Annotated in this window: 14 protein-coding genes and 1 tRNA gene; 9 read left to right on the plus strand and 6 right to left on the minus strand. The window is 67.2% G+C overall.

All coding sequences use genetic code 11. The features are described from left to right. Both FOZ70_RS29960 and FOZ70_RS29965 read right to left on the minus strand, forming a co-directional pair. Positions 1 to 774: class II glutamine amidotransferase (locus FOZ70_RS29960; RefSeq protein ID WP_219707445.1), on the minus strand; the 774-nt coding region annotated here is incomplete at its 3' end. 214 nt (positions 775 to 988) lie between these two features. Then, positions 989 to 1,318, minus strand: a complete 330-nt coding sequence (locus FOZ70_RS29965; RefSeq protein WP_006484989.1) for a carboxymuconolactone decarboxylase family protein — start codon at positions 1,316 to 1,318, stop codon at positions 989 to 991. Between the two features lie 130 nt (positions 1,319 to 1,448). Between FOZ70_RS29965 and FOZ70_RS29970 the strand changes: the two genes are divergently transcribed. The 9 genes from FOZ70_RS29970 (at position 1,449) to FOZ70_RS30010 (ending at position 9,161) form a co-directional block, all read left to right on the plus strand. Beyond that, the gene (locus FOZ70_RS29970) at positions 1,449 to 2,396 is read left to right on the plus strand and encodes an AraC family transcriptional regulator (protein ID WP_219707427.1); all 948 of its coding nucleotides are present in this window, start codon (positions 1,449 to 1,451) and stop codon (positions 2,394 to 2,396) included. 102 nt (positions 2,397 to 2,498) lie between these two features. Further along, positions 2,499 to 2,942: an inner membrane protein YiaA gene (gene yiaA, locus FOZ70_RS29975; RefSeq protein WP_027788274.1), complete on the plus strand. Its 444-nt coding sequence runs from the start codon at positions 2,499 to 2,501 to the stop codon at positions 2,940 to 2,942. Between the two features lie 138 nt (positions 2,943 to 3,080). After that, on the plus strand, positions 3,081 to 4,145 hold the full coding sequence (locus FOZ70_RS29980; RefSeq protein WP_219707428.1) for a glycosyltransferase family 2 protein: 1,065 nt from the start codon (positions 3,081 to 3,083) through the stop codon (positions 4,143 to 4,145). 64 nt (positions 4,146 to 4,209) lie between these two features. Continuing rightward, entirely contained in the window at positions 4,210 to 5,226 is a 1,017-nt protein-coding gene (locus tag FOZ70_RS29985) for a hypothetical protein (protein ID WP_219707429.1), read from the plus strand. Beyond that, positions 5,223 to 5,972 carry a hypothetical protein gene (locus FOZ70_RS29990; protein ID WP_219707430.1) on the plus strand — a complete coding sequence of 250 codons (750 nt, stop codon included), beginning with the start codon at positions 5,223 to 5,225 and terminating at the stop codon, positions 5,970 to 5,972. The genes FOZ70_RS29985 and FOZ70_RS29990 overlap by 4 nt, the downstream gene beginning before the upstream one ends. After that, positions 5,969 to 7,126 (plus strand): hypothetical protein, encoded by a 1,158-nt coding sequence (locus FOZ70_RS29995; protein ID WP_060130928.1) that lies wholly within the window; start codon positions 5,969 to 5,971, stop codon positions 7,124 to 7,126. The genes FOZ70_RS29990 and FOZ70_RS29995 overlap by 4 nt, the downstream gene beginning before the upstream one ends. Continuing rightward, positions 7,123 to 7,740, plus strand: coding sequence for a phosphatase PAP2 family protein (locus FOZ70_RS30000; RefSeq protein WP_219707431.1), 618 nt, complete (start codon positions 7,123 to 7,125; stop codon positions 7,738 to 7,740). Before FOZ70_RS29995 ends, FOZ70_RS30000 begins: the two co-directional genes overlap by 4 nt. After that, complete coding sequence (locus FOZ70_RS30005) at positions 7,740 to 8,684, plus strand: fatty acid desaturase family protein (protein WP_258025771.1); 945 nt, start codon at positions 7,740 to 7,742, stop codon at positions 8,682 to 8,684. The genes FOZ70_RS30000 and FOZ70_RS30005 overlap by 1 nt, the downstream gene beginning before the upstream one ends. Before the next feature lie 66 nt (positions 8,685 to 8,750). Next, positions 8,751 to 9,161 (plus strand): DUF3592 domain-containing protein, encoded by a 411-nt coding sequence (locus tag FOZ70_RS30010; RefSeq protein WP_219707433.1) that lies wholly within the window; start codon positions 8,751 to 8,753, stop codon positions 9,159 to 9,161. A gap of 98 nt (positions 9,162 to 9,259) precedes the next feature. On the opposite strand, the gene FOZ70_RS30015 is transcribed toward FOZ70_RS30010, so the two are convergent. From FOZ70_RS30015 to tolB, 4 genes are all read right to left on the minus strand, one after another. Continuing rightward, positions 9,260 to 9,336, minus strand: a tRNA-Lys gene (locus FOZ70_RS30015). 108 nt (positions 9,337 to 9,444) lie between these two features. Then, positions 9,445 to 10,194, minus strand: coding sequence for a tol-pal system protein YbgF (ybgF, locus tag FOZ70_RS30020; protein WP_021157175.1), 750 nt, complete (start codon positions 10,192 to 10,194; stop codon positions 9,445 to 9,447). 19 nt (positions 10,195 to 10,213) lie between these two features. Beyond that, positions 10,214 to 10,726: a peptidoglycan-associated lipoprotein Pal gene (gene pal, locus FOZ70_RS30025; protein ID WP_021157174.1), complete on the minus strand. Its 513-nt coding sequence runs from the start codon at positions 10,724 to 10,726 to the stop codon at positions 10,214 to 10,216. A 17-nt stretch (positions 10,727 to 10,743) separates the two neighbouring features. Then, positions 10,744 to 12,039, minus strand: a complete 1,296-nt coding sequence (gene tolB / locus FOZ70_RS30030) for a Tol-Pal system beta propeller repeat protein TolB (RefSeq protein ID WP_027788267.1) — start codon at positions 12,037 to 12,039, stop codon at positions 10,744 to 10,746. Between the last annotated feature and the right edge of the window lie 12 nt (positions 12,040 to 12,051).

The following is a 12,051-nucleotide window of genomic DNA, read 5'->3' on the forward strand; positions in this document are numbered from 1 at the left end:
CGTGCTCTCCGGCACTTCCTCCCACGCGCCGCGCAGGTCGACGAGCGGCTCGGACACGACCATGAATGCGTCGTCGCCGGCTTCGGCGATGCGCGGGTTGTGCGGATACAGCTCATGGAGGTGCTTGAACGACGTGCTGTGGAACAGCGAACGCGACTGCCGTTCGCTCGAGTAACGCACCGCGATGATCCGCTCGCCGTCGGTCGCGCAGATCGTCATGTTGAGCGGTTCGTCCACGCGGTGGCGCGCGGCCGTTTCCTCGACCATGCCGACCATCCGCTCGAGCGCGGGCAGCGGCATCTGCTCGAGGCCGTAGGTCAGTGCGAGGCGGAACATCAGTTCGGAGTCGGTCGAGCCTTCGAGCGTCGGGAACAGCGCGGGATCGACCTTCATCGTCAGGTCGCGGCGCAGCTTGTGGAAGTCGCGGATCAGCCCGTTGTGCGCGAACAGCCAGCGGCCGTGGCGGAACGGGTGGCAGTTGGTTTCCTGCACCGGCGTGTCGGTGGCCGCGCGGATATGCGCGACGAACATCCGCGAGCGGATCGCGCGTGCGGCTTCGCGCAGGTTGCGGTCGTTCCACGCGGGATGCACGGAGCGGTAGCGGAACGGCAGTTCGTCGGGGCGCCCGTACCAGCCGATGCCGAAGCCGTCGCCGTTGGTGGTCGTCGCCCCCAGCTCCGAATGCAGGCTCTGGTCGATCAGCGAATGCTTCGCGCGGAACAGCACGGTTTCCAGATGGATCGGATTACCCGTATAGGCGAGCCAGCGGCACATGGAGCGCTCCTTCACGATGGATCGTTCGCGCATGGTAGCCGACTTCGCAACGCATCCTCGCCCGCGTGCGCCGGGCCAGCCATTCGGGCAGGTACGCAGGCCAATCGTCATACGTCAGTTGCCCGGGTGCGCGGTGCGCAACCGGGCAGACATGCAGCCATGAAACCATGCAGCCGGGCGCCGCCACGCGACGGCAGCGCCGCGGCCGTCAGGTTCAGTCGCCCAGCGCGTCCATCACGCGCGCCGAATAGACGAGCGCCGCACCCGCGTTCAGCGCAATCGCGACGCCGAGCGCTTCCGCCACTTCCTCCTTCGTCGCGCCATGCTTGGCCGCTTCGGCCGTGTGCACGGCGATACAACCGTCGCAGCGTGTCGTGACCGCCACCGCGAGCGCGATCAGCTCGCGCGTCTTTGCGTCGAGATGGCCGGTCTTGGCGCCGGCGCCGGATAGCGCCTTGTAGCCGGCCAGCGTGTCCGGCGACAGCTTGGCGATGTCGCCGATCCGCGTCGAGAGTTCCTTCCGGTATTCGTTCCAGTTCAGCATGATGCGTCCTTTTCGAGTAGAGGTGAGGAAGGCGGCGGGCGCCGCGATCTCGGGCGATGCAGGCTTATTCTGATCGTTCGCGCTGAGGGTTTCGATACGCTAGAGTGTCAATTTTTAGCGCAATCGTCTCATGGATGCCCTGAGTCAACTGCTGTCGCTGGGCCGCAGCCATGTCGAGCTCGACGTGCGTTGCCTGCTCGGCGGGCCGTTCGCGATGCCGCACGACCCGCTGCCGCCGGGCGAGGCGGCGTTTCACCTGGTGCTGGCCGGGACGTGCCGGCTGCATACCGTGGAAGGGCGCACGCTGCAGCTCGCCGACGGCGATTTCGTGCTGCTGCCCGCGGGCGGCGCGCACGAGCTGCTCGACGCCGGCGCGGGCCGGCCGCGGCCGGTTGCGGCGCTGCGCGAACACGGCACCGGCGGCGGCGCGGTGCTGCCGGTCAAGTCGAATCTCGATTCGACCGAACCGGGCGGCGCGAGCGTGGACCTGCTGTGCGGACGGTTCGTCTATGCGCGCGGCGCGGGCGAACTGCTGATGCGCACGCTGCCGCACGTGCTGCATGTCGGGCTGCGCGAGGCATCGGGGTTCGCACCGCTGCAACTGCTGACGAGCGTGCTGCGTACCGAGGCGTCGAATGGGCAGCCGGGCGCCGGCGCGATCGTGAACGCGCTCGGCCAGGCACTGCTCGCGTATGCGTTGCGCGCGTACGGCCGTGGCGCGCGCGTGCCGTCCGGCTGGCTCGCGCTCGCTGCCGATGCGCGGCTCGGCCCGTCGGTACAGGCCGTCCTGCAGGCACCGGAGAAGCCGTGGACGGTCGAGTCGCTCGGCGACACGTCCGCGATGTCGCGTGCGACGTACGCCCGGCATTTCCGCGAGCGTGCCGGAATGAGCGTCGGCGCGTTCGTCGCGCAGATCCGGATGATGCATGCGTGCGCGTTGCTGCAGGACACGCAGCGCGGGCAGGCGGAGATCGGGCAGGCGGTCGGTTACCAGTCGGAAGCCGCGTTCGGCAAGGCGTTTCGCGCGGTGCTCGGCACGACGCCGGGGCGCTGGCGACGCGCGCAGCGCGAATCGTAAGACTGCAAGCAAGCCGTCTTGCCGCGTGCCAAAGCTGCTACCATGCGCGAAACGCAGTTCAACGAAAACGATTTCGAACAAGAAGAAAGAGAGGGCAAAGCAATGAACCAGACCACCATCCAGCAACCGTCGTTCGCGTTCGTGGCCGCATCGTGGGCCGCGCTGCTCGCCGGTTTCGCAGCATTCCTGATCGGTCTCTGGAACGCCGGCATGCAGCTCAACGAGAAGGGTTACTACTTCACCGTGCTGGTGTTCGGCCTCTACGCGGCGATCTCGCTGCAGAAGAGCGTGCGCGATCGCGCGGAAGGCATTCCCGTCACCGGCATCTACTACGGCCTCAGCTGGATCGCGCTGCTGCTGTCGATCGCGCTGCTGATCGTCGGCCTCTTCAATGCGACGCTGCAACTCAGCGAGAAAGGCTTCTACGCGATGTCGTTCGTGCTCGCGCTGTTCGGCTCGGTGGCCGTGCAGAAGAACACGCGCGACCTGCAGAACGCGAAGCCGCGCTATACCGACGCCGAATCGGCGCCGTCCGTCCAGGAGTGACCGCACGCGAAGCGGGCGCCTTCCAGGCCGCCCGTTTTGCGACGACGGTCGCGGGCGATCCGCACCCGCCAATGCGCGCGGGCTCGCCGCCCATTCGTTTCATCCATGCCGTCGCGCATGACGATGGAGACATTCAGGATGCCGGACACCACGAAAACCTCGCCGCGCACGCGCACGGCGGCTCACGCCGTGGCGGCGAAGGCCGCGCTCGTGCTGGAAACGAACAACCTGCGCGGCGGTGCCGGCCTCGCGCAGGCCGTCGATAGCCTGAAGCGCCTCGTTTCGGCGCTGTCGAAGCAGACCGTGCCGCCCGCGGCACTCGCGCAATGGATCATCACGCACGACGGGCTGCCGGCCGATGCGTGCGCGGAGATCGTCGCGCTGGCCGGCCGCCCGATCGACTTCGTCGAGATCGGCGCGAGCACCGGCTACTACGATGCGAAGAACGACGGGTTCGATCGCGTCGACGCGGATCGTTGCGACATCGTCGTGTTCGGCGATGCCGATTGCCGGCCGGCCGACGACTGGCTCGAGCACCTGCTCGCGCCGTTTGCACGCGAAGCCGGCGATGCACCCGTCGCGGTGGCGGGGCGCACGAGCTATGCGCCGAACGTGCTCGGCATCGCGCTGACGTCGATCGATTTCATGTATTTCCCGAGCCCGCTGCGCGCCGGCGCGACGCGCAACTTCTACGCGAACAACGTCGCGTTCCGGCGCGACGTGTTCGCGCAATTTCGCTACGAGCCGCTCGACGGCGTCTATCGCGCGCACTGCCAGGTGATGGGGCTGCGGATGCAGGCGGCCGGCGTGGCCGTCGAATTCGCGCCGGCCGCGCATACCGAACATCGGCTGCCGGACACGCGTCGCGAATCGCTGAAGCTGCGCTGGATGCGCGGCGAGGACAGCGTCGGACTGACGCCGTATCTCGTGAACGCGTACCTGCCGCGCGGATGGCAGTGGCTCGGACGCAGCGGCCCGCTCGGCCCGTTCTGCGTGATGGCGATGCGGCTCGGCTACAGCCTGCGCGCGCTCGATCGCCAGCAGTCGCCGCGGCTCGGCGCCATGCGTTATCTCGCGGCCGTCGGCGTCACGATCGCGGCGTCCGCCGTCGATACGCTCGGTGCGCTCGCGCGCGGTTTCGGTCTCGCCGGGCGCGCTTCGGCCCGGCGCGATCTCGACGCGCTGTCCTATCACCGTCATTGAACCTGCGCCGCGCATCGCGCGCGGCCACGACACGCCGCACCCTGCCTTCATTCCGACCACGACCATGCCTTCTTTCGCCGCCCGTGTTGCCTGCATCGCCCTGTTTGCCGCCAGCGCCGGCGCCCATGCCGCACCAGTCGATCACGCGGGGCGCGGGATCTACCACTTCGCGTCGCAAAGCGGCTGCCCGTTCGCGAACGCGGCCGCCGCCGACTGCAATCGCGTCGCGCTCGATGCGCCCGACGTTCACGCGAGCATCGATACCGATGCGCACGCGATCGTCTTCTCGAGCGATGCGACGCGCCGCACGAAGGACGTGCTCGGCGACGTGCTGCTTCAGGGCACGGGCGTCGACCGCGACGGCCGGCGCGTGCCGTTGAGCGTGCACGTGCTGCTGCGTCGCGACGGCGCGAAATGGGACCGTGACGTGTACGTTCATGCGCCCGTGCACGGCACGTTCACCGATGTGCGGATCGATCCGTATCGCGTGCGCGTGAAGGAGGGCGATGGCGAACGCGACGTGCTCACGCCGGACGAAACGCTGGCACTGTTCGCGCATCCGTCGCTGGCATCGCGGCTCGCGCGGCATCTCGTGAAGGTGAGCGCGACCGATCCGAAGCAGTCGTCCGCGGACGACATCACGATCGCACTCGGCGTCGGCGGCCTGACGAAGTCGGTCGCGCGCGCGAGCTTCACGTCGAGCGCGCCGCACGATGCGGACGTCGATCGCGCACTGGCATCGGGCACGTGGTCGATCCGTTTCGACGCACTGAGCAATCACATTCCGGTGTGGGTTGCGCAGCGCGAGCTGTTCCTGTTCGGTCTCGACGGCAGTGCGCTGCTGAAAGACGTGCGCGAGCGCGGTTTCCGCAAGAACGATCGGATCGAATTCGGCGCGCGCGACGGCAACGGTTATCTGCGCGTGAACGGCCGCGAGGAGGCATTCGCGGGGGCGACCGCGTCCGCGCATGCGTTCATGCAGGAAAGCTTCATCGGCCTGATCCTCGGATGGCGTCGCGATCCGGCCGCCGCCGCGGCATCCGCGACGAAATCCGCGTCCGCACGGGGTGTGCCGGCATGACCGCGGCACGCGAGCTGCCCGCGTCGCCGCCGGCGGCGCACGATGGACGCTTCGACTGTCTCGATGCGCCCGCGCCGCGCGGTGCGGCACGGGTGCGTGCGTACCTCGTCGATCGTATCAAGCGGGCGGCGATCCGGCAGCTTCATCGCAGCACGCATGGCGAGCGCTGGGTGCTGCGCATGTACCTGATCGGCGAGGAAGCGACCGAGTGCGCGTTGCACGAGGACTGGACCGGCCAGCCGCCGGACTGGCTCGCGCCGCGGATCGAGCAGCATCTCGCGGACGAGCGTCGCCACGCGGCCGCGTTCGCCGAAGCGCTGCGCGCACGCGGCGTCGGGCCGTCGACCGCGCCGCACGAGCCGGACTGGCTGAGCCGGCGCAAGATCACGCGGTGGCGCCGGCTCGCGCAGCGCCATGCACCGCATTTCGCGCAAGGCGTGCTCGTGCCGGCCTATGCGACGGGGCTGTGCGCGGAACAGATGGCGATGCGCGTGCTCGCGCGCCACTGCGCGACGATCGGCGCTGCCCATCCGCTGTATCCGCTGCTTTCGCGCGTGCTCGCGGACGAGACACGGCACGTCCGGCTCTGCGCGGACACGCTGCGCCGTCTCGTCGCGCCGTCCGAGCTTGCGCGGCTCGCCGCGTTGCTGGACGAAATCCGCGCGATCGAAGCCGGTTTCGGCGTGACGGGCGCGCTGGCGATGTACGCGGCCGGCTGGCTCCAGTCGCTTCGTCCGCGCGCATGATGCCGCGGATCGTCTATCTCGCGACGGCCGACGCGCGCGGCCACCTGATGCGCGCACAACTGCTCGTGCATGCGTTGCGCGCGGCCGGCGCGCAGGTCGACGTGCTGACGACGTCCGATGCGGGGCAGGCGTTTCTGGCCGCGTTCGACATCGACGCAGCCGTGCTGTCCCGTCACTACGCGGTGCAGTTCGACGAACGGCAGAACATGCTGCGCGATGCGACCGATCGTAATGTCGCGCATTACGTGTTCCGGCCGACGCGCATGCTGCGCGACATCGCGCGGCTGCGTGCGATCGGCCGCGATGCCGATCTCATGATCAACGACTCGTTTCATCCGGCGCTGCTGTTCATGGGCGCGATGCCGGGCTGGCGGCGTCGCGTCGTTCACGTGTACGGCGGCAGCCTGCGCCGCGCGTTGACCGCGAATTTCGATGCGCGGCTGCCGCGTGTGCTGGCGCGTGCTTTCGCACGGATCGTCGACTGGCAGATCGATTCGGCGCGGTGCTGCATCGAACACGATTTTGCATACGATGCGGCCGACGAAGTCCGGCAGGCCCACGCGCATTGCCGGCTGCCGACTCCGGTGCCGATCGTCGCCGAACGGCCGGCCTCGGAGCCGGCCGCCGCAGCCGTCTATCTGAATCCGCACTTCCGCGATATCGCGCTCGCCGATGCGTTGTCGGCTGGCATGCGCGACGCGGGGCTCGCCGCACACCGTGTGGGCGAGGGCTATGCGGGGCACGACGGCTGGACCGGCGTCGACGCCGACTGGGTGACGCGGGCCGCCCATGCACCGCTGATCGTGTCGGCACCCGGCATGGCTGCGCTGTCGATCGCGCGTGTGTATCGCCGTCCGATCCTGCTCGTGCAGTCCGACCAGCCCGAGCAGGCGAGCAACGCCGCGCGCGCCGCACAGCTGCAGCTCGTGCACCGCGTCGTCACATGGCGCGGCGATGCGGCCGCGTTCCGATGGGAAGTCGGGCAGGCCGCGGCCGAGCTGATGTGCGATCCCGGTACGCAGGCGGGAACGATCGCCGGCCGCGAGCATGCGCGTGCGCGCGTGGACGCATGGACGTCGCGCCTCCTGGCGCTGCGTCCGTGTGCGCAGGTGGCCGATGCCGATACGCGCTGCGAGGCGCCGGCGCCACGATGAATTCGCTGTCGTTTCGTGACGATCGCCGGCCCGATATCCGGCAGATGCAGGCCGCGACGTTCGGCATGGCAGCCGGCCTCGCGATCTTCTTTCTGCTGGAGCGCGGCGTCACGCCGCGCCATGTGTTCGCCACGGCGATCGATGCGCGGATTCCGTTCATCGCGTGGTCGTGGTTCGTCTATGTCGGCTTCTTTCCGTTCGTGATTGCGCTCGCCGGATATGCCCGGCCGCCCGCGTTCGCCGCGTTCAAGGAAGCGGTGCTGATCGCGTTCGTGCTCGGTGTCGTGTGTTTTCTGCTGTTTCCGGAAGCCGTGCCGAGGCCCGACGTCGCGGAGATCGGCAACGCGTTCGTACGCCACCGCCTCGCGCGCATGTGGCAGCTCGATCTCGCGGCCAACGGCTTTCCGAGCCTGCATGTTGCGGTGACGTGTCTGGCCTGCCGGATGCTGGCGGACCGGCGGCGGCTCGCGACCGTGACGGTCGGCCTGCTGATCTGCACGTCGACGCTGACGCTCAAGCAGCATACGGTCGCCGATGTACTGGGCGGCGTAGCGCTTGCGATGGTCAGTGCGCTGTGGGTCGAGCGGCGTTCGCTGCGCAGGAGGATCGCTTGATGGATACCCGCGTTCACCCGGCCGGGCCGAATGCCGAGCTTGCGCGGTTCGTGCCCGATCCCGCGTTGTTTCGCGTGAGCGCCGCGCGTGTCGGTGCGGCGCTGGCGGGCGACTGGCTGATGATTGCCGCTGCGTTCGCCGTTGCGATCGCGTTTGCGCATCCGCTCGTGTACGCGTTGGCCGCGATCGTGATCGCGCGCAGCCAGCTGGCGCTCGCGGTCATGATGCACGAAGGCGCGCACGGGTTGCTGGCGCGGAACCGGCGTGTCAACGACGCGCTGGGCCAGCTGTTCGCGGCCGGCCCGCTGTGGCTGTCGCTGCGTACGTATCGCGCGGGCCATCTGAAGCACCATCGCGCGCCGATGCAGCCGGACGATCCCGTCGCGCTGCTGTTCGGCGTGCACGACTATCCGGTGACGCGCAGGCGCCTGATCGGCCGCCTGTTCGCGTACGCGTGCGGGATCGGCTACGTGACGAGTGTCGTGAAGCTTGCGCGAGGCGAGTTCGCCCATGCGTTGCCGAAGGTCGGGAAGTCGCGCGCGTATGCCGCGTGGGAGGTCGTGTCGATGCTCGCAGGCAACGGTGTGCTGTTCGGTGCGCTCGCGTGGGCCGGACATCCGCTGCTGTACGTCACGTTGTGGATCGTGCCGTCCGTCACGCTGCTGCCGCTCGCCGGACAGGTGCGCGCGATCTTCGAGCACGCGGGGCTGCCGGCAGGTGCCGACCAGAGCCGCAACGCGCGCACGATCGCCCGGCGTTCGTGGCAGACGTTCCTGTTCGGCCCGCACGCGATTCATTTTCACATCGAGCATCACCTGTTCATGCGGGTGCCGTTCCACCACCTGCCGGCCTTGCATCGGCAGCTCGTGCAGCGGCAGTTGCTGCCTGAGCGCAATCTGTACGCGGGATATGGTGAGGTGCTGCGCGACGTCAGCGTGCATTGACGCGCGAGAGGGGGTATTGCCTGCCCCGTCCGGGGCGGGAATCATGCGCGGATCGATACCGGGAACATGATGGTCGACAAGCCTGCGAGGTTCAATTGCGTGGCGCTGGCGATCGGCGCGATCCTGGTGGTGTGGGGTGCGGAAACGATCGACGAACGGCTCGCGTTTATCGAATCGTCCGTTGCCGTGCAGGGGACGGTCGTCCGGTTGACCCACGGCGCGCATCACCCGTTGATCGAGTTCGTGACGAAAAGCGGCGAACGCGTATCGTTTCCGGGGAGCTTCGTGACGGTGGGGTTCGGCGACACGGTGCCGGTGCGCTACGATCCGGCCAGGCCGCGAGCCAGCGCAACAGTCGATACGTTCACGAACATGTGGCTCGAGTCGATCATCTCGATCGCGTTCACGATGGCGTTTCTTTACGCCGGCTTGAAGGGAAATTCGCTTCTGCCGAAGCCTAGGGGAGGCGCCGAGTAGGGCGGCACGCATCGCGGAGATGCCTGCCATCGACACGGATGCGACAGACGCAAAAAAGCCTCCGCTTGGGAGGCTTTATTTGCACTATCAAAGATAGTTGGTAGGGTGGGAGGGACTCGAACCCTCGACTCTCTGATTAAAAGTCAGATACTCTAACCAACTGAGTTACCACCCCACGTTCTTGAAACCTGTTGGTTCGTTGCTTGAACAACTTGGGCAACGACCCAAAGAGCAAAAGATTATAGCGACGGAATATCAGGCTGTCAACATTCCGCCACGATAATTATTTGATCGTTTCAAGCTTGCCCTGCGCCGTCTGTGCAGCATTCGACCCGGCGTACTGCGAGACGACCTGCTCGAACGTCTTCTTCGCGGCCGCCTTCTGGCCTTGCTCGAGCTGGTTCGTGCCGATCGCCACGAGGGCGTCGGCCGCGCGCGGGTGCTGCGGGAACTTGCTGACGATCCCTTGCCACGTCGCAGTCGAACCGCGGTAGTCGCGCAGTGCGTATTGCGCATTGCCGTACCAGTACTGCGCGGTCGGCTGGTAGGGGCTCTGCGGATACTTCGCGATGAACGCGCGGAACGAAGCCGCGGCCGCCTTGAAGTTGCCGTTGCGGAACTGCTGTTGCGCCGCATTGAGCGCATCCGTTTCACCCGGCTGCACGGTGCCTTCGACACCATCGATCGTCGCCTGCTGCGGCTCGAACTTCTTGAGCCGCGTGTCGAGATCCTGGTAGTACTCCTTCTGCTGCCGTTCGAGCGTCGTCAGCCGGTTCGTCAGATCCTCGTTCTCGCCGCGCAGCGTCGCGACCTGCTGGTTCAGCTGGTCGAGACGGCCGGATTGATCGAGGATCGTACGCTGGGCGGCCGACAACTGGCTGGCCAGGTTGTCGGTCTTGGTGCGCAGATCGAGCACAGCGCGGCGCGCTTCGTTGTCGTCGAACACGCCGGCGTGCGCCGGCGCGACCGACCACGCCGCGCCCGCGACGCAGAATGCTGCGGCGACGCGCAGCAGGGATACACGGTGCGTCATACGGCGATTCTTCCGTTACTTACTGTTGGTAGACGAGGTCGGCGCGACGGTTCTGCGCCCACGATGCTTCGTCGTGACCCGTTGCCTGCGGCTTTTCCTTGCCGAGGCTCACGGCTTCCATCTGCGAATCGTTCACGCCGAGCAGTGCCATCGCACGACGGACGGCTTCCGCACGCTTCTGGCCCAGCGCGAGGTTGTACTCGCTCGTGCCGCGTTCGTCGGTGTTGCCCTGGATCAGCACGTGGCGCTGCGGGTGGCTCTTCAGGTACTGGGCGTGCTGCTGCATCAGCGACTGGTAGTCATCCTTCACCGAATAGCTGTCGAAGTCGAAGTAGATGCTGCGCTTCGCGAGCGGGCTGTTCGGGTCGTTCAGCGGATCGACGTTCACTTGCGCGACGTTGTCGGCGCTCGGCTGCGTGCTGACCGCACCCGCGTTGTTGGCCTTGTCGTCGAGCTTCACGCCCGACTTGCACGCTGCGAGCGCGCTGATCATCATCACGGCCAGGGCCAGACGAGCTTTATTCGACATCATGGTTACTCTCCTTGTGGTCATTGCATGAAGGGCCCCCACGACGGCTCACGTACGGAGCCGCCCTGGACGGACAGGATTTGCGGCGGCGCGCTGCCGTCGGAGGGCACTGCTGCCAGAACATTGCGACCACCCGACTGGGTAGCGTACAGAAGGTACTGGCCGTTTGCCGCGAAGCTCGGCGATTCGTCGCGATTCGTATTCGTGATGGCGTTCGCCGCGCCCGATTGCAGATCCTGAACGTACAGCTTGAAGCCCCCGCCCGTGCGGGAGATGTAAGCGAGCAGCTTGCCGTCCGGGCTGATACGCGGACTCGTGTTGTAGCTGCCGGTGAAGGTCACGCGCTGCGCGGCACCGGCGCTCTCGCCCTGTGCGGGCATCCGGTAGATCTGCGGCGCACCGCCGCGATCGCTCGTGAAGTAGATCCAGCGGCCGTCCGGCGAGTAGAACGGCTCGGTGTCGATCGAGCTGCTCTGCGTGAGGCGGCGCAGGCCGCCGCCCGTCGAATTGACCGAATAGATTTGCGTATTGCCCGTCAGCGACAGCGCGACGGCCAGCGTGTTGCTGTCCGGCGACCATGCCGGTGCGCTGTTGTTGCCCTTCTGGTCGGAGACGATGTAGCGGCGGCCGGTCGGCAGGTCGTGAATGTAGACGATCGGCTTCTTGCGCTCGAACGACACGTACGCGACCTTCGTGCCGCTCGGCGACCACGACGGCGAGATGATCGGCTCGGTGCTCGACAGCGCGATGCGCGCGTTCTGGCCGTCCGAATCCGAGATCTGCAACTGGTAGCGGTTACCGGTCTTGATCACGTACGACAGGCGCGTGGCGAACACGCCGCGCACGCCGAGCAGCTTCTGGTAGATGTAGTCGGCGATCTTGTGGCCGGCCGTGCGCAGCGTGGTGTCGGTGGCTGTCAGCGACAGGCCGCCGAGGCTTTGCTGCTTCACGGTGTCGTACAGGATGAAGTTGACCTTGTACTGGCCGTTCGCCTCGCGGTTCACGCTGCCGGCGACGAACGCATTGGCGCCCTTGGCCTTCCATGCGCCGAGATCGACCGATGCGGTCTCCGGCACGGGCGTGCTGCCTGCGTCGATGTTGGTGAATTTGCCGCTGCGGGCGAGGTCGGCGCGGACGATCGACGTGACCTGCTGCGGCAGGTTCGCCTCGTTCGCGAAATTCGCGGTGGCGATGGGGAACTGGGTCGACCCGACACCGGTGATCAGCACGTTGACCTGGGCGTTAGCGGCGCTGCCCGCCGTAATCAGACACGAGGCCACGAGTGCCCTGAAACCTAGCTTTGTCATCAAACTCATGCTTCTTGCTTC

Source organism: Burkholderia sp. COPS (assembly GCF_019425585.1).
Taxonomy (GTDB): Bacteria; Pseudomonadota; Gammaproteobacteria; order Burkholderiales; family Burkholderiaceae; genus Burkholderia; species Burkholderia cepacia.